Origin of the sequence: Streptomyces sp. ISL-1, assembly GCF_018614585.1 — a bacterium.
Lineage (GTDB): Bacteria > Actinomycetota > Actinomycetes > Streptomycetales > Streptomycetaceae > Streptomyces > Streptomyces maoxianensis.
On the sequence record NZ_JAGGOI010000006.1, the window covers coordinates 221,554 to 237,652 of the forward strand.

The 16,099-nt window shown below is 71.0% G+C and carries 14 protein-coding genes, 1 pseudogene and 1 riboswitch; of the genes and pseudogenes, 7 read left to right on the plus strand and 8 right to left on the minus strand.

What is annotated here, in order from left to right; translation table 11 throughout:
• Positions 1-2: 2 nt before the first annotated feature.
• The 4 genes from J7E87_RS05240 to J7E87_RS05255 all read right to left on the minus strand — a co-directional run bounded on the left by J7E87_RS05240 (position 3) and on the right by J7E87_RS05255 (position 5,244).
• The gene (locus J7E87_RS05240) at positions 3-1,025 is read right to left on the minus strand and encodes a serine/threonine-protein kinase (protein ID WP_215090372.1); all 1,023 of its coding nucleotides are present in this window, start codon (positions 1,023-1,025) and stop codon (positions 3-5) included.
• Positions 1,025-1,969 carry a hypothetical protein gene (locus J7E87_RS36380; protein ID WP_251016971.1) on the minus strand — a complete coding sequence of 315 codons (945 nt, stop codon included), beginning with the start codon at positions 1,967-1,969 and terminating at the stop codon, positions 1,025-1,027. Before J7E87_RS36380 ends, J7E87_RS05240 begins: the two co-directional genes overlap by 1 nt.
• Before the next feature lie 14 nt (positions 1,970-1,983).
• Positions 1,984-4,335 (minus strand): FHA domain-containing protein, encoded by a 2,352-nt coding sequence (locus J7E87_RS05250; protein WP_215090374.1) that lies wholly within the window; start codon positions 4,333-4,335, stop codon positions 1,984-1,986.
• 81 nt (positions 4,336-4,416) lie between these two features.
• The gene (locus J7E87_RS05255) at positions 4,417-5,244 is read right to left on the minus strand and encodes a hypothetical protein (RefSeq protein ID WP_215090376.1); all 828 of its coding nucleotides are present in this window, start codon (positions 5,242-5,244) and stop codon (positions 4,417-4,419) included.
• A 208-nt stretch (positions 5,245-5,452) separates the two neighbouring features.
• On the opposite strand from J7E87_RS05255, the gene J7E87_RS05260 reads away from it, so the two are divergent.
• From J7E87_RS05260 to J7E87_RS05275, 4 genes are all read left to right on the plus strand, one after another.
• On the plus strand, positions 5,453-6,238 hold the full coding sequence (locus J7E87_RS05260) for a lytic polysaccharide monooxygenase (protein WP_215090378.1): 786 nt from the start codon (positions 5,453-5,455) through the stop codon (positions 6,236-6,238).
• A gap of 188 nt (positions 6,239-6,426) precedes the next feature.
• Positions 6,427-6,591, plus strand: coding sequence for a 50S ribosomal protein L33 (gene rpmG, locus J7E87_RS05265; protein ID WP_215090380.1), 165 nt, complete (start codon positions 6,427-6,429; stop codon positions 6,589-6,591).
• 49 nt (positions 6,592-6,640) lie between these two features.
• Positions 6,641-6,901 carry a type B 50S ribosomal protein L31 gene (locus J7E87_RS05270; protein ID WP_215090382.1) on the plus strand — a complete coding sequence of 87 codons (261 nt, stop codon included), beginning with the start codon at positions 6,641-6,643 and terminating at the stop codon, positions 6,899-6,901.
• Between the two features lie 152 nt (positions 6,902-7,053).
• The gene (locus J7E87_RS05275; RefSeq protein ID WP_308312857.1) at positions 7,054-8,004 is read left to right on the plus strand and encodes an NAD(P)-dependent oxidoreductase; all 951 of its coding nucleotides are present in this window, start codon (positions 7,054-7,056) and stop codon (positions 8,002-8,004) included.
• Here J7E87_RS05275 and J7E87_RS05280 read toward each other — a convergent pair.
• From J7E87_RS05280 to J7E87_RS05290, 3 genes are read right to left on the minus strand one after another with little or no spacing between them, the layout of a single operon-like run.
• Positions 8,001-11,045, minus strand: coding sequence for a glycoside hydrolase family 38 C-terminal domain-containing protein (locus J7E87_RS05280; RefSeq protein WP_215090384.1), 3,045 nt, complete (start codon positions 11,043-11,045; stop codon positions 8,001-8,003). The genes J7E87_RS05275 and J7E87_RS05280 overlap by 4 nt on opposite strands.
• A gap of 9 nt (positions 11,046-11,054) precedes the next feature.
• A complete protein-coding gene (locus J7E87_RS05285; protein WP_215090386.1) occupies positions 11,055-12,395 on the minus strand; it encodes a 6-phospho-beta-glucosidase in 1,341 nt (446 codons plus the stop codon).
• Entirely contained in the window at positions 12,392-13,141 is a 750-nt protein-coding gene (locus tag J7E87_RS05290) for a DeoR/GlpR family DNA-binding transcription regulator (protein WP_215090388.1), read from the minus strand. The genes J7E87_RS05285 and J7E87_RS05290 overlap by 4 nt, the downstream gene beginning before the upstream one ends.
• A 163-nt stretch (positions 13,142-13,304) precedes the next feature.
• Between J7E87_RS05290 and J7E87_RS34830 the strand changes: the two are divergent.
• Positions 13,305-13,415, plus strand: a pseudogene (locus tag J7E87_RS34830) (carbohydrate ABC transporter permease); the annotation flags it as partial.
• 91 nt (positions 13,416-13,506) lie between these two features.
• Here J7E87_RS34830 and J7E87_RS05295 read toward each other — a convergent pair.
• Positions 13,507-14,094 (minus strand): putative glycolipid-binding domain-containing protein, encoded by a 588-nt coding sequence (locus J7E87_RS05295; RefSeq protein ID WP_215090391.1) that lies wholly within the window; start codon positions 14,092-14,094, stop codon positions 13,507-13,509.
• Between the two features lie 80 nt (positions 14,095-14,174).
• Between J7E87_RS05295 and J7E87_RS36385 the strand changes: the two genes are divergently transcribed.
• Positions 14,175-14,357: a hypothetical protein gene (locus tag J7E87_RS36385; protein ID WP_374195140.1), complete on the plus strand. Its 183-nt coding sequence runs from the start codon at positions 14,175-14,177 to the stop codon at positions 14,355-14,357.
• A gap of 109 nt (positions 14,358-14,466) precedes the next feature.
• Positions 14,467-15,687 carry a DUF2993 domain-containing protein gene (locus J7E87_RS05305; protein WP_215090393.1) on the plus strand — a complete coding sequence of 407 codons (1,221 nt, stop codon included), beginning with the start codon at positions 14,467-14,469 and terminating at the stop codon, positions 15,685-15,687.
• Positions 15,688-15,771: 84 nt separating this feature from the next.
• Positions 15,772-16,002, plus strand: a riboswitch (cobalamin riboswitch).
• The last annotated feature ends 97 nt before the right edge of the window (positions 16,003-16,099 follow it).

Here is a 16,099-nt window from a genome sequence, read left to right on the forward strand (position 1 = left end):
TTTCACGCCTCGGGGCCGGAGCCGAGGCCGGGGAACACCGGCCGCGCCCACCGGGGCGGCATCGGCGGCGGCCCGGGTGCCCCGGCTGTCCTGGCCACACGCATGTCCACCTGCGTCGGCGGGTGATCGCCAGCCTCGCGCCCGGCGCACGCGACACGCAGCGCGGCGACGAACTCCAGACAGCTGTCGTACCGGTCGTCGGGCGACTTGGCGAGAGCCTTCGCCATTACGTCGTCGACCGGGGCCGGAAGATCGGGGCGTTGCTCGGTGAGGGACGGCGGCGGATCGTACTGGTGCGCCCACAACAGCGCCATGTCGTCGTCGCGTTGGAAGGGCGGAGTCCCGGCCATACTCTCGAACACGACGCAGCCGAGGCTGTAGACATCGCACCGGCCGTCCACCGGGCGGCCGGAGATCTGCTCCGGGGCGACGTAGTCGAGGGTGCCGACGAACTGGCCGACCGAGGTGAACCCGGTCAGCGACAGCGATTTCTTGGTCAGGCCGAAGTCCGTGAGGTAGACGTGCTCCGGGTGTTCGCTGTCCGTGCCCGCCGCGATGAGGATGTTGCCGGGTTTGACGTCCCGGTGCACCAGGTCGTGGTCGTGGGCGGCGTCGAGCGCGGACGCGACCTGCGAGGCGATCCGGCCCGCGACCCGGACGGGGAGGGGGCCCTTGCGGTCGAGGAGGGCGCGCAGGTCCTGCCCGGCGACGTAGCGCATCGCGATGTAGAGAATGCCGTCGGTCTCGCCCGCCTCGAATACCGGCACGATGTGGGGGTGGTCGATGGCGGCGGCGACCCGCGACTCGTGGGTGAACCGGTTGCGGAAGGTGTCGTTGCGGGCGAGTTCGGGGGCGAGCAGCTTGAGGGCGACGGTGCGGTCCAGGCGTAGGTCCTTGGCGCGGTAGACGACGGCCATGCCGCCGCGGCCGATCTCGCTCTCGACGAGGTAGCCCGCGATCTGCTTCCCGAGCAGGTCGGACGGCCTCCCGGAGGGCAGGCCGGTATCGCGCGGAACGCCGACCATCAGATGTCACCGGACGAGGGTCGGGGGTCCGTGGGGCCGCCGCGGTACGCGTCTGCCGGTCGGCCGGGCTCGCCCATCCGCGCAGGTTCGACGACCTGCGCCGACCCGGGTCCACCTGTTCCGCCCCGCTCCAGCCCGTCGGCCCGCGCCGCTCCCGGGCCGTCCGGTCGGCCTGGCTCGGGATTCAGGGCTTGCGTCTGCCCAGGCGGGTCGTCGCCGGGCTGCCCGGTTGCGTCGATGGCCCGCGTCGGCTCCGGGCCGCCCGTTCCGCCCGGCTGCGCCGGGCTCGTTCCCGCCCGGTCCGCGCCGGCCGCCTCGTCCGGCTCGACGGTCCTCGTCGCCCCCGCGCCCCCCGTTCCGCCGGACCCCGGCGGGTCCGTTCCCGCCCGGTCCCTGCCGGGTACCTCTCCCGCGGGGGCCACCATCGTCGGTTCCGCGGGCCCTCGCGCCCCGCCCCCGGCCGGGCCCGACAGCGCCGCGTATGTGCTCAGGCGCGTCCCGTCGCAGTACACCCACCGCTCGTGCTCCGCGTCGTACAGCCACACCGACTCGCCGTCCACGACCATCCCCACCCGCAGCCCCTGCGTCCCGCGGCGGAACGTCTCGCCGTCCGTCCGCCCGGCCGCGAGGTCCTCCGCCGCGCGGCGGTACCGGCCCAGCGTCTCCTCGACCCGGGCCAGCAGCGGGCGCGGGTCCGCCGTGCGGGCCAGTGGCTGCCCGGCCGCCGGGGGCTCCTGCGGTACGGAGACCAGCAGGCGGCCGTCGACCCATGCCGACCAGCCGTTCGCGCACACGATCCGGCCCCAGTCCCCGCGCCGGTCGACCAGCTGGACCGGAAGCAGCGGGTCGAGCGGTTCGGCCGGCCGGGACACATCCGGTTCCTCCCAGGCGGGCAGTCCGTCCTGGGGGACGACGTGCGTGGGGCGGAAGTCCTCGATCGTCATCGGCGGTCCCGTCTCTACTTCCGCATGATGGCGGGCTCATGGCGGCGCAGGAGCTTCGCGACCGCGTACCCGAAGACGAGGGAGAGGACCACCAGCATCCCCATGTCGAGCAGCCACACGCCCGTCGAGTGCTCGAAGAGCGGGTCCGCCGTCAGCTTGCCCGGCACGATCCGGGCCAGCCCGATCGTCCCCGCCATCGCGCCCAGCGCCCACCTGGACGGGACCAGCCACGCCAGCTGCTCGATACCTGGAACGCCGTCCAGCTTCAACAGCGCACCGCAGAACACGACCTGGACAATGGCGAGGAGCACCAGCAGCGGCATGGTGACCTCCTCCTTGCGCACCAGCGCGGACACCAGCAGGCCGAGCATCATCGCCGTGAACGACAGCACCGCCACGGCCACGGTGAGCTCCAGCAGCGGCGGCATCAGCACGCCTTCACCGCCCGGGGCATTCAGGTCGACGCCGGCGAGCCCGACCAGGGTCAGCACGATCGCCTGCAGCACCGTGATCGTGCCGAGCACCACGATCTTGGACATCAGATACGCGGAGCGGGACAGCCCGACAGCCCGCTCCCGCTGGTAGATCACCCGCTCCTTGACCAGCTCGCGCACGGCATTGGCGGCGCCTGTCAGCACACCGCCCACACACAGGATGAGCAGGGCGTTCATCGCCGTCTCCTGGGTGAGCCGGCTGCCGGCCAGGGCGCGCGTCATCGCGCCCATCACAAACGGCAGCGCGATCATGATGACCAGGAAGGTCCGGTCGGCGCTGAGCGCGGCCGCGTACCGCCTGACAAGGGTCCGCAGCTGCGCCCCCCAGCTCTGCGCCTTCGGCGGCGGCGCGACGGAACCCGCCTCCGCGGCCTGTGGCAGGAGCGGTTGCGCGGTGGAGTTCGCGATGTACTGCCGGTGGAAGGGAGACTCGCGGTACGTCCCCGCCCAGTCCCGGTCCCGGTCGTTCTCGAAGGCCTCGAACGCCTCCGGCCACTGCTCGAAGCCGAAGAAGGCGAGCGCGTCGTCCGGCGGCCCGTAGTAGGCGATCCTGCCGCCGGGCGCGAGCACCAGCAGCCGGTCGCACACATCGAGGCTGAGCACGCTGTGCGTGACGACGATGACGGTACGGCCGTCGTCGGCGAGGCCGCGGAGCATATGCATGACCGAGCGGTCCATACCCGGGTCGAGCCCGGAGGTCGGCTCGTCGAGGAAGAGGAGCGAGGGTTTCGTCAGCAGTTCCAGGGCCACGCTGACCCGCTTGCGCTGGCCGCCCGACAGGCTGTGGATGGGCTGGTCGGCCCGCTGCCCGAGGCCGAGTTCGCGCATGACTTCGGCGACCCGGTCCTGACGTTCGGCTTTTGCGGTGTCCTGCGGAAAGCGCAGCTCGGCGGCGTATCCCAGGGCCCGGCGCACAGTCAGCTGCGAGTGCAGGATGTCGTCCTGCGGTACGAGGCCGATGCGCTGGCGCAACTCCGCGTAGTCGTGGTAGAGGTCGCGGCCGTCGTAGAGGACGGTGCCGTGGTCGGCGGGGCGCAGCCCGGTCAGCGCGTTCAGGAGGGTGGACTTACCGGCGCCGCTGGGCCCCACCACGGCGAGCAGGCACTTCTCGCCGACGGGGAACGAGACATGGTCGAGCAGTGTCCTACGGCCCCGGTCCACCGAAACCGCCAGGTCCTGGACGTCGAGCGAGACCTCGCCGGTGTCCACGTACTCCTGCAGCTGGTCGCCGACGAGACAGAAGGCCGAGTGGCCGATGCCGACGATGTCGCTGGGGGAGACGAGGGCTCGGTCGACCGGCTGGCCGTTGAGGTAGGTGCCGTTGTGCGAGCCGAGGTCGGCGATCTCGTAGGTGCCGTCCGGCAGGGCCCGCAATTCCGCGTGCTGTCGGGAGACGACGAGGTCGTCGATGACCAGGTCGTTGTCGGGTCCGCGCCCGATGCGTACGGTACGGGCCGACAGCGGACGTACGGTGGTCGGCTGCCGGAAGGTGCCGGTCGCCGACGGCATGGAGACGGCGGAGGGACGGGCGGGCGCCTGCGCGGCGGGCGGCGCGCCCCGGTCGACGAGAACGGCACACGGGCCGTCGGCCGGATTGCCGAACCGGATGACGCTGCCGGGGCCGACCCCCCATTCGCGGATCCGCATGCCGTCGGCATACGTGCCGTTCGTGCTGTCCTCGTCCTCGATCGTCCAGTGGTCGGCCTGGGGCCGCAGCACCGCGTGGTGCCAGGAAACCCGGACGTCGTCGATGACGATGTCGCTCAATGGGTCGCGACCGACGCGATAGTCCCGGCTCGGACTCATCACCGTGGAGCCCGCGTCGGTTTCGATGACGAGCTCGGGCGCAGTCGGCGCGACAGGCCGCTCCATGGTCGAATTCTAGCGATTGGTCCGTATCTGTGCCCGATCTGCGCCCGATCTGCGCCCGATCTGCGCCCGAGCTGCGTCCGCTTATGCCGGGCGGGACTGGTACAGCTGGGTGTAGTAGCGGCCATCCGCCTCAAGCCCGGTGGGGTCGTAACCCGCGCGAAGGATCTGCTCGATGGCGCTGCGCTGTTCCGCCGGACCGGTGAACAGCCGCTGCGGGTAGGTCCGCGAGGGGTCCGTCCGGGTGACCAGGCCGTAGTGGTCAAGGCTGGTGATCACCGGTTGGTAGGGGACCGTGCGCAGCACGAAAGCGCACACCCAGACCGGGACCCGGGCACACTCCACAAGGGCCTCGAAGGTGCGCTGGGTGATGTAGCCGATGCCTCCGGTGACCGTTATCAGCCCGGCTCCCGCGACTGCGCGTCGCAGCTGCGGCCCTGGCGAGTGGGCCTCCAGGTTTTCGGCGTAGGCGTCGTCGAGCAGCCCGACCGCCAGGGCGTAGCTCACGGCCCGGTCGGCGGAGTCGAGGCCGATGACCGGGGTCGCGTCGGCGCGACGCCGCGAAGCGTAGAACTCCTTGTCGACGGCGACCAGCTCGTCGGTCGTCAGGGCCTGCGTCTCGGGGCTGGTGTAGTGCGCGTACAGCTCGGCGAGCGTGAGGTCGTGGTTGAGCAGCGCGGCGTTGATCCCGTACGAGCAGCACAGGTCGAGGACGGTGACCGGGCCCTCCGTGTCCCGCCGGGCGGCTGTCCGGTCGGCGCGGGTCCGGCGGAAGACGTCCTGCGCCTGGTGCGGGATCTCGTACTCCAGCGGGGCGAGCCGCCGGAAGTAGGCACGGGGGTCGGGCTCGTTGTAGATGTCGTCGAACCGGCTCTTGCCCGGTGTGTTGGCACTGGTCTGACCTCGGGTCATCGTGGGTACCTCCGCGTGCCGGGGACAGGTCTATGCCTGTCAAGATCTAGCGGAGCGGGGTGGGGACCGGTAGGGCGCGGGTGCGGATCCGGCCACGGGGGGATCCGTGCCGGGGTCCCGGAGGGACCTGCCGCCCGCGGTGAACGCTCCGCCGGCTGATGTCGTAATACACGACAGGCTGCCGTGTCTACCAAGGAGTCTGCCGCGGATGACTGCTCTTCGCATTGCCGCCGCCGCTGCCGCCGCCGTCGCACTGACGGTCGCGGGCACCGCGCACGCCCACGGCGCGCCGACCGACCCCGTCAGCCGGGTCGTCGCCTGCGGCCCCGATGGGGTGCAGCGCGAGTCCGCGGTCTGCCGGGCCGCCGTCGCCGCGAACGGGGGAGTGGCGTTCGACGAGTGGGACAACGTGCGGGTGGCCGATGTCCGGGGCAGAGACCGGGAGTTCATCCCGGACGGAGAGCTGTGCAGCGCGGGCCTCGATGCGTACAAGGGTCTGGACCTCGCCCGCGAAGACTGGCCGGCGACGACCCTGACGGCCGGTGCCCGGTTCACACTCACCTACCTGTCGACCATCCCGCACGAGGGAACGTTCCAGCTGTATCTCACGAAGGCGGGCTACGATCCGACCGTGCCGCTGAAGTGGGACGACCTGGCCCCGGAACCCGTCGGCGCGGCCACCGACCCCCGCCTTGTGGACGGTGCGTACCGGATCCCCGGGCGGCTCCCGGCGGGACTCACGGGCAGCCATGTGCTCTATACGGTCTGGCGCAACTCGAGCACCGCGGACACCTACTACTCCTGCTCCGACCTGGTGCTGACGGGCGAGACGGCCCAGCCGCAGCTGGGAGGCGAGCCCCCCGAGCGGCAGGCCGCGGCATCCGCGGAGCGCGACGCGGACAAGCAGGCAATCTTCCTCGGCGGGGTGGCCGCACTGCTCGGGCTGCTCGCCGTGGCCGCATCCGCGCTGGTCCGGCGCCGCGGTCACCGATAGTAGCCCCGCCTGCGGCCTGCGCGACCGCCTTCCGCGGGCCCGTGGCCGGCAGCGGGTGCGCCTGGCGAGGAGGCGGGCACCGGCCGGGAATGCCGCCGGGGCCGGCGGGGTTACATCACCAGGCGCTGATGTGAATGCTGCATTCACCCCCACCACCAGGTGGGCCCGTGAGGCGCCGGGAGGAACACATGGCCCGCAGTAATAGCCGTCCGGTCATCACCTTGCGGTCGTCCGCCGGGACCGGCCAGACGTATGTGACGCGCAAGAGCCGCCTCAACAACCCCGACCGGCTGCTGCTGCGCAAGTTCGACCGCGTCCTCGGTGAGCACGTCCTGTTCCGCGAGGAACGCTGACCCGCCGACGGACACCGGCCGCCCCCGCAAATCGAGGAAGGAATCCCGCATGAAGCCTCGTATCCACCCCGTCTCCCGTCCGGTCGTCTTCCGTGACCGTGCGGCTGACGTCGCCTTCCTGACCCACTCGACAGCGGACTCCGCGCAGCGTGTGGAGTGGGAGGACGGCAACACCTACCCGGTGATCGACGTGGAGATCTCCTCGGCGAGCCACCCCTTCTACACCGGCACTTCCCGGGTGCTGGACACGGCCGGCCGTGTGGAGCGCTTCGAGCGCCGCTACGGCACCGCCGCGTCGGCCCGGAACTGACCCGGTCCACCGGCAAGGCGCGGCCGCCCAGCACGGGCGGCCGCGCCGTCGTGTTCCTGCCCCGATGCGGCCTGTCACGGTCCGTGGGAGGCCGGGCGGCCTGATTGGCTACCCCTCGACAGCTGCACCCACGACGTCGAGAGGCGATTCGAGTGACCTCATCCACCGCAGCCACGGCACAGAGCGACCGGGCGGACCGTCCCACGGTGGCGGTGCTCGGCACCGGCATCATGGGCGCCGGGATGGCACGCAACCTGCTCCGCAGCGGCCTGCCGGTCCGCGCGTGGAACCGTACGCGGGCGAAAGCGGAAGCACTCGTGGCCGACGGAGCGTACTGTGCCGAATCGCCGGCCGACGCCGTCACCGGCGCGGACGTGGTGCTGACCATGCTCACCGACGGACCGCGGGTGCTCGCGGCCATGCGGGAGGCGAGCGGGGGTCTCTCCCCTGGAACGGTGTGGGCGCAGTCGGCCACCGTGGGGGACGCCGCCACCGCCGAGCTGGCCGACTTCGCGCGACAGTTCGGCCTCACCTTTGTCGACGCACCTGTTCTCGGCTCGAAGGAGGCCGCGGAAGCAGGGCAGTTGCTGGTCCTGGCCGCGGGTCAGGACAGCGCCCGCGGAATTCTCGCGCCGGTCTTCGACGCCGTTGGCCGGCGCACCACGTGGGTCGGCGACGACGGCTCCAGTGGGGCCGCCAGCAGGCTCAAGCTCGTCCTGAACAGCTGGGTCGGCGCGCTGACACATGCCACGGGTGAGGCGATCGCCCTTGCGCGGGGCCTCGGCGTCGATCCGCGGGCCCTCCTCGACGGCGTGTCCGGCGGACCGCTGGACAACGGGTACTTGCGGGCCAAGTCCGCGGTAATCCTCAGTGGCGACTACACGCCGAGCTTTTCGGTCGCCAACGCGCTCAAGGACGCGCGGCTGATCGTCGAAGCGGGGGAGCGGGCGGGCGTACGCCTGGATGTCGCGCGGGCGGGAGTGGCGCGCTTCGAGCGGCTGGAGCGCCGGGGACAGGGCGATCGCGACATGGCGGCCACCTATTTGGCGTCCTTCGACGAAGGCCAAGAGCCTTCCCCGGGCGCCCTGGACGGCCGGCGCTAGGCCCGTGAAAGACGCAGCGTCAGGATCTGGAACGGGCGCAGCGTCAGCGCCACCCCGCCGTCCGCGACGGTGACCGGTTCGTCCGGCAGCGGACGCTCCAGCAGATCCGTGACCTGCGCCCCGGCCAGCGGGAAGCCCGTTCGCAAGGTCGCCTTGGCCCGGCCACCGACGCATTCGTAGAGCCGTACGACCACATCGCCCGAGCGGTCGTCCGCGAGCTTCACCGCCTCGACCGTTACAGCGGGGTTGTCGCTGCTCACCACCGGCTCGATGCTCCCGGCCGCCTGTGCCACCCGCAGCGGCAGGTTGAGCGCGTACCCCTCCGCGATCGCGTCCTGGACCGTCGCGCCCGGCAGCAGCGCGTAGGTGAAGCGATGGGTGCCCTGGTCGGCCTGGGGGTCCGGGACGCGGGGTGCGCGCACCAGGCTGAGGCGGACCGTGGTGGTCGTGCCGCCGTCGTCCCGCGTGGTGCGGGTGACATCGTGTCCGTACGTCGAATCGTTGATGACGGCGACTCCGTAGCCGGGCTCCGCGACATGTACCCACCGGTGGCCGTACACCTCGAAACGGGCCGCTTCCCAGCTGGTGTTGGTGTGGGTGGGCCGGTGGACATGGCCGAACTGGATCTCCGCCGTGGCCCTGTCGGCCCGGACGTCGATCGGGAAGGCCGCCTTGAGGATCTTCTCGGCCTCGTGCCACTCGATCTCGGTCGCTACGTCCACACGTCGGCTGCCCGCCCGGACCGTGACGGTCTGCACGATGCGCGAGCCCTTGCCGAAGGCGCGCTCGACCCGCACCGCGCCGACCAGCGGTCCGCTCCCGACGACCGTGACCGACTCGGTGTCGAGCAGATCGGTGAAGCGGTTCCTGTAGTGCTTGTCGATGTCCCAGGCATCCCAGTGGTTGGGCAGGTCGCCGTGCAGCCGCAGATGGTTTCCGGGGGCGGCGAGGACCTCACGGTCGGCGACCAGATCCCGCACGGACGCCAGCGTGCCGTCGTCCGCGACGGTGACGCGGACAAGGCCGTTGTCGAGCGTACGGCCGGTCACGGACACCGGCCGTGGGGCTTCACCGGCGCCGACGGGGGCGCTGCCGCTCGCCGGAACCTCTGTGTGGACGGGGGCACCGTCCGGGCCGGTGATCACCTCGGCGCGAGCACGCGGGCTCGTGTTGAAGACGTACGGGCTCCCGGACCCCAGGGCGGACAGGGCATCGCCGGTCAGCGCCTCCAGCTCCCGCGCCACCCGCGCGTACTCCGCCTCCGCCTCGCGGTGCACCCAGGCGATCGACGAGCCGGGCAGGATGTCGTGGAACTGGTGCAGCAGGACCGTCTTCCACAGCCGGTCGAGCTTCTCGTACGGGTAGTCGTAGCCCGGCGCGTGCAGCGCGGCCGCGGTCGCCCACAACTCGGCCTCGCGCAGCCCGTGTTCACTGCGGCGGTTGCCCTGCTTGGTGCGGGCCTGCGAGGTGTAGGTGGCGCGGTGCAGCTCCAGATAGAGCTCGCCGGACCATACGGGCGCGTCCGGGTACTCCGCTCGCGCCGCCTCGAAGAACGCGTCCGGGTGCTCGACCTTGACCTTCGCCGAGCCTTCGAGGTCGGCGAGACGCCGCGCGCGCTCCATCATTTCGCGGGTGGGGCCGCCACCGCCGTCGCCGTGCCCGAACGGCGCCAGCGAGCGGGTACCGCGGCCCTTGTCCTGGTAGTTGCGCACGGCGTGCGCCATTTGCCTGCCGGAGAACTCGACGTTGTAGGTGTCCACCGGCGGGAAGTGCGTGAAGATCCGCGAGCCGTCGATGCCCTCCCACCAGAACGTGTGGTGGGGCAGCTTGTTGGTCTGGTTCCAGGACAGCTTCTGGGTGAGGAACCACTCGTTGCCGGCCAGCTTCGCCAGCTGCGGATAGGCCGCGTTGTAGCCGAAGGAGTCCGGCAGCCAGACGCCCTTGGTCTCGACGCCGAAGTGCTCCATGAAGAAGCGCTTGCCGTGGACGAACTGGCGGGCAATGGCCTCGCCGCCGGGCAGATTGCCGTCGGACTCCACCCACATGCCGCCGACCGGCGCCCACTGGCCGTCCGCGACGGCCTTCTTGATGCGCTCCCACACCCGCGGGTAGTTGTCGCGGACCCACTCGTACTGCTGGGCCTGCGAGCAGGCGAAGACGAACTCCTCGTACTCCTCGGCCAGTGCGGTGACATTGGAGAAGGTGCGGGACGTCTTGCGCTTGGTCTCGCGGATCGGCCACAGCCAGGCGCTGTCGATGTGCGCATGACCGACGGCCGACATGGTGTGGGCGCTGGCGTGCGCGGGCTGCCGCAGCACCGGCCGCAGCAGCTCTCGTACGTCCGCCGCCGTGCCGGAGATGTCGTCCAGGTCCAGCGCGTCCAGCGCGCGGTCGAGCGCGTGCATGATCTCGTGCCTGCGCGGCTCGTGCTCGCCGAGCTCCAGCATCAGCTCGCGCAGCACCTGCACATCGAGCGAGAGGTGCCAGACGTCCTCGTCGAGTACGGCGAGGTCGGCGCGGGCGAAGGTGTAGAGAGGCTCGCGGCCGGCGGTGGCCTTGTCGCCGAGCGGGGTCGGGCGGAAGCCGCCTGCCAGGATATCGGGGTTGGACGCGGCCTCGAGGAGGTAGTCGATCCGCTCGCCGCCCGCCGCGGGGTTGGCGATCGGCACGTACTGGTTCTGCGGGTTGACCGCCTTGAGTGGGCTGCCGTCCAGGGTGTGGACGAGGGCCTCGGCCTGGTTGCCCGGCCAGGGGCCGGTGAAGCCGAGGTCGAAGACGGCCTCGACGCGACGGCCAACCCAATGGGCGGGGACTTCGCCGCGGACCCTGAACCAGGTCGTGCCCCAGGGCGGGCCCCACGGCGTGCCCATCGCGAACGGCTCGTACGTCTGCGACGCGGCCTCGGCGAAGGGCACCGGCTCGTCCGGGGCCTGCCATGCCGTGACGTCGAAGGGGAGCGAGGCGGCGTGGACGGCGGGCTGGATGCGCTGCTGGAGGACGCGCTCGACGCGATCCTCGATGCGACGGCGTTCATCATGCATGTGCGGCTCCTACCTCAGGTACGCGAGCGCGGGGTGGACGCTGGTGTAGCCGTCGACGAGACGGCGGGCGACGGTCACGGAATCGACGAGGGGATGCAGGGCGAAGGCCTTCACAGCGGTCGCACGCGAGCCGCTGTCGGCCGCCGCCAGGACCTCGCGCTCGACGGCCTTGACGGCGCAGACCAGTCCGGCGGCGTGCGGCGGCAGCGGGGAGACGGAGACCGGGTGCGCGCCGTTCGCGTCGACGAAGCAGGGCACTTCGACGACCGCCTCCTCGTCCAGCACGGAAAGCGTCATGCGGTTACGGACGTTGAGGATGAGCGTCGTGCGCCGGTTGTGCGCGATGGCCCGCATCAGGGCAAGGGCGACCTGCTCGTAGCCGCCGGACTCCAGGTCGCGGGCATCGCGCTCGCCGGCCCCCGCGGCCTCGCGGTTGTGCGCCATGTAGGTCGCCTCCCGCTCGGCGCGGGTACGGTCCCAGGTCGCCAGGGCCGGGGCGTCGGGCCGCTCCATCTCCGCGTAGAACCGGGCCTGTTGCTCATGGAGGAAGGCCCCGCGGGTCTGCTTCGCCTCCTGGTAGGCGCGTACCGCCTCGCGGTTGAAGTAGTAGTAGTGCAGATATTCGTTGGGGATCGCGCCGAGGGAGCGCAGCCAGTCGGGGCCGAAGAGCTTGCCCTCCTCGAAGGAGCCGAGCAGCTCGGGGTCGGCGAGCAGCCGGGGCAGTTCGTCGCGGCCCTCGACGCGCAGGCCGCGCAGCCAGCCGAGGTGGTTGAGGCCCGCGTAGTCGATCCACGCGGTGTCGGGGTCCGCGCCCAGCGCGCGGGCGACCCGGCGGCCGAGGCCCACCGGAGAGTCGCAGATGCCGATGACGCGGTCGCCGAGGTGCCGGGCCATGGCCTCGGTGACCAGACCGGCCGGGTTGGTGAAGTTGATGACCCAGGCGTCGGGGGCAAGCCGGGCGACCCGGCGCGCGATGTCGACGGCGACCGGGACGGTGCGCAGTCCGTACGCGATGCCGCCCGCGCCGACCGTCTCCTGACCCAGCACGCCCTCGGCAAGCGCGATCCGTTCGTCGGCCGCGCGACCTTCGAGGCCGCCGACGCGGATCGCGGAGAATACGAAGTCGGCGCCGCGCAGGGCCTCGTCGAGGTCGGTGGTGACGGTGACCCGCGGGGCGTCCGGCACGCCTTTCGCCTGATCGGCGAGGACGCGCGCGATCGCGGCCAGCCGGCCGGCGTCCAGGTCGTGCAGGGTTACCTGGGTGATACGGCCCTCGGCGTGATCGCCGAGCAGAGCGCCGTACACCAGCGGCAGCCTGAAGCCCCCGCCGCCGAGGATCGTGAGCCTCATACCTCAACCACCTTCACTCCTGCCTCGTCGAACGCCACGCGGGTCGCCGGGTGCGCGGGTGCGTTGGTCACGACTGTGTCGAGGGCCGCCGGGCCGCACACCTTGGCCATGCCTGTGCCGGGGAACTTGCCCGCGTCGGCGAGGAGTACCACCGAGTCCGCGGCGGCGATCATCGCCCGCTTGACCGGGACCTCGATCACCGTGGTGTCCATGACCTGGCCGTCGGGACGGATGCCGCTCGTGCCCAGGAACAGCCAGTCCGCGTGCAGCTGGCGGAGGTTGTCCTCGGTGAGGAAGCCGATCAGGGAGCGGTACTCCCGCCGGACCATCCCGCCGAGCAGTATCAGCTCGATCCCGGTGTCGTCCGCCAGCTCCTCGTAGACCACCAGATTGCTGGTGATCACGGTCAGTCTGCGACCGTGCAGCTGCCGGGCCAGGCGGTAGGCGGTGGTGCCGATGTCGAGGAGGACGGACTGCCCCTCCTCGATCATGGCCGCGGCCCGCACCGCTATCGCGTCCTTCTCCGGGACCCTGATCTCGGCCACCTCGGCGAACGGCTGATCGCCCTCCTCGACCGCGGCTCCCCCGTGGACGCGCGTGAGCAGGCCCTCCTCCTCCAGCTTGACCAGGTCGCGCCGGACGGTCGCGGGGCTCACGCCGAGCTGGTCGGACAGGTCGGTTACTGCTGCGGGGCCGCCTGATCGCAGGGCTCGCAGGATGAGTTGATGTCGCCGCTCAGCCAGCACACCGGAAACGCTACTCGTCAGTCTCAAGCATTTCTATGCGTCTTTTTGCTCGACTCTTGCCAATGCTGCGCGCCGGGCGCGCGATCCCGTGACGCGCTCGTGCCGCGGGTCTGTCCGTACAGCACCACACCGTGGCAGGCGCAGCTCAAGGCGTGCACGGCACGACTGGGGCATGGTGATGACCGGCGCGCTCCTCGCACTGATACCGCTGGCGGCCGTCTTCGCGATCGGCGCCCGTCAGGTGATCGCCGACCTGGCCGAGGGAGCCATCCGCCGATGCTGTCCGTACGTCCCTTGGGAACGCCCGAGATCCCGTCCTGGCGGCGCCTGCCGATGCGCGCCGTGGACCGCTGTCCCGGAAGTCTCTATGGCCGGGGCCGTCCCGGGCTCAGTGACAGCCGGTGCGCCAGACCCTGGTAGTCGATGACGAGGCCGTCCCCGTCGAACTCCACATCCCTGCGGTAGTCGCCCGAAGTGAACCGGATACGCGCACCCGTCTCGGTGTGTGCGAGGTGGGTGTAGGTCTGCTGTGACGCGTGCACGGTCAGATCCGGCACCGAGACCCAGGCCATCAGGAACGTCCGCTCGCCCGGCCCCAGTTGGAGGGCGTGTCGCAGCACCGGCATGGTGTTGGTGAGGGGGCACAGCCCGAGGTCGCAGTCGAGCGCGCCGTCGACCTCGGGCAGCGGCTCCCCGTTCGCGGTCCACCTGCCGTGCCCGTCGTGCAGCAGAGCCAGTTCGCGCGAACCCGTGGCGGTCGCGGCGCGCACATGCAGCTCGCGGGTGACGAAGTCCTCGCCGGTGTCGAGGTCGTACGAGATCCAGTGCACCTCCGGCCGGGTTCCGACCGCGCGTCCGCGGGCCTTCAGGGTCGTGCCACGGATCTCGATCCAGGAGGTCTCGTACCCCAGGCTCTCCGTGACTTCCCAGGTGACGACGTGAGAGGTGACCATGCCTCACCCTAACGAGCCGGAGTGCTCACCGGCTGGGAGCCTCGCGCAGCGGATGGTCGTGGACCAGTGCCGGATGGGGGTTGTCCGACGCGCCCGACCTGGCCGTCGACGCGCTTCTGCAAGGTGCTCATCGCCGCCCCGGATTCCGGCAAGCCGCTCGGCGTGGTGTGCCAAGGGTGGTCGTGGAGCGCAACCTTGTCATCGGCCAGAACCCCGCTTCGTCCGCCCCGGTCGCCGCCGAGATCCTCAAGGTCCTGGGCTGAGGCGCTGACGCGGGCCGACAGACGACGGCTCGCCGATCTTTGGCTCAAACCATTGCGTACGCACAGTAGGACTTGCGTTCGAGGGTGGCCCGCATGGTGGGATGAGCCGATGCGACCCCCCACACGCATATCAGCGCATTCAAGAAATCCGTACGAAGAACTCGCTCAACTGGCAGACCCGGAGCCCGATTACGCCAATTACGTCCCACGGGACCCGCTGGAGCTCGGACTCACCTCGGACCTCGACGACGAGGACGACTGGTCACCGCCCAACCACCGCGGCAAGAGCCGTTTGGCGGCTCTGCCCGCGGTGGTGAAGGTGACCGTCGCGGCGCTCCTGTGCACCGTCTGCCTGCTGCTCGCCGACCGGCTCGCGGAGGCATACGCGCAGAGCAAGGCGGCGGACAAGCTCCAGCAGTCGCTCGGACTCGCCACCAGGCCGGACGTGGACATCCACGGCTTCCCCTTCCTCACCCAGCTCCTCGACGAGCGGATCGACCAGGTCGACGTCACCGTGCCGGACGTCTCCGCCGACCGCGTCTCGCTCGCCGAAGTACGGGCCACCGCCAAGGACGTACGCATCGTCGGCGATGCCCCGACCTCGATCAAGGGCGCCGTCATCGGCAGCCTCGACGGCGAGGTGCTGCTCTCCTTCGACGATCTGAGCCGCGAACTGGGCGCCTCACAGCTCCGGTTCACCGGCAGCGGCGCCGACGGTGTCCGCGTGAACGGCCAACTCACCATCGCCGGACAGGATCTGCACGTACGGGCCCAGGCGCACATCCGGCGCGACAACAGCCGGGCCCTGACCACCACACTCGACGGCATGCAGCTCGACATACCCGGTGTCGCCACCTACCGGCCGGGCAAGGATCCCGACCATTCGGGACTGCGGCTGCACCGCGAGGCGGCCGAGCGGATCAGCCGCGAAGCAGCCCGCGCGAAGGCACTGCTGACAGTGCCCGCCATCGTGGACCGGCTCGGAGTGCCCAAGGAGCAGGTGCGCCGGGCACTGCGGAGTGAGGAGGAACTCCACCGGCTCACCGGAGCGCCGAAGTTCGCCGAGCGGCTGATGAAGGTCAACCTCGTCGACGTGGTGATCGCGCATCCGCAGCTGCTGGAGCGAGCGGGCATAGACCCCGCACTGGTCAAGGGCCTGCTCGCGGTCAGGCCGCCGGAGCTCTCGGAGCGGCTCTCCCTCTCCTTCGAGCTGCCCGACTCGCTCAGTGAGCTGCGGCTGCGGGACATCACCGTGGAGCGCGACGGCATCAAGGCTCGCGTGGTCGGATCCGGCCTGCGCGTCGGGGACGCCGCCCGACCGGGGAAGTGAGCAGGACCGGGGAAGTGAGCAGGACCGGAGGCCGAGGGCCCCGCCCCGCAGGGGCGGGGGTGTTCCCCGCGAGGGGCAGCGCCTAGGCTGGACCGTGCAGTTGGTTCGCCCTGCCCGCCAGGCAGGCGCGTCGCAAGAGGGAATCCGGTGGGAATCCGGAACTGCCCCGCAGCGGTAAGTGGGAACGACCGCCGTCATACGCACTGGATCCGGCATCGGATCCGGGAAGCGACGGCCAGTAGGTGCTCTCGTACGACACGTACGAGCAAAGCGTGCCCGCAAGTCCGAAGACCTGCCACTGCCCGTGCGCGACCGACGTGCGCGGAGATCTCGGTGACCTCGTGGGCGGGTCGGCGGTACGGGCAGCACAGGCACAGGAGTGCCGGTGGCTGCTTCAGTTGCCGTTCCTTCG

Excerpts from the sequence above, each read along its gene's own strand:
- J7E87_RS05240 (WP_215090372.1), bottom strand. The coding sequence starts at position 1,025 with ATGGTCGGCGTTCCGCGCGATACCGGCCTGCCCTCCGGGAGGCCGTCC.
- J7E87_RS36380 (WP_251016971.1), bottom strand. The coding sequence starts at position 1,969 with ATGACGATCGAGGACTTCCGCCCCACGCACGTCGTCCCCCAGGACGGA.
- J7E87_RS05250 (WP_215090374.1), bottom strand. The coding sequence starts at position 4,335 with ATGGAGCGGCCTGTCGCGCCGACTGCGCCCGAGCTCGTCATCGAAACC.
- J7E87_RS05255 (WP_215090376.1), bottom strand. The coding sequence starts at position 5,244 with ATGACCCGAGGTCAGACCAGTGCCAACACACCGGGCAAGAGCCGGTTC.
- J7E87_RS05260 (WP_215090378.1), top strand. The coding sequence starts at position 5,453 with ATGACTGCTCTTCGCATTGCCGCCGCCGCTGCCGCCGCCGTCGCACTG.
- rpmG (WP_215090380.1), top strand. The coding sequence starts at position 6,427 with ATGGCCCGCAGTAATAGCCGTCCGGTCATCACCTTGCGGTCGTCCGCC.
- J7E87_RS05270 (WP_215090382.1), top strand. The coding sequence starts at position 6,641 with ATGAAGCCTCGTATCCACCCCGTCTCCCGTCCGGTCGTCTTCCGTGAC.
- J7E87_RS05280 (WP_215090384.1), bottom strand. The coding sequence starts at position 11,045 with ATGCATGATGAACGCCGTCGCATCGAGGATCGCGTCGAGCGCGTCCTC.
- J7E87_RS05285 (WP_215090386.1), bottom strand. The coding sequence starts at position 12,395 with ATGAGGCTCACGATCCTCGGCGGCGGGGGCTTCAGGCTGCCGCTGGTG.
- J7E87_RS05295 (WP_215090391.1), bottom strand. The coding sequence starts at position 14,094 with ATGGTCACCTCTCACGTCGTCACCTGGGAAGTCACGGAGAGCCTGGGG.
- J7E87_RS05305 (WP_215090393.1), top strand. The coding sequence starts at position 14,467 with ATGCGACCCCCCACACGCATATCAGCGCATTCAAGAAATCCGTACGAA.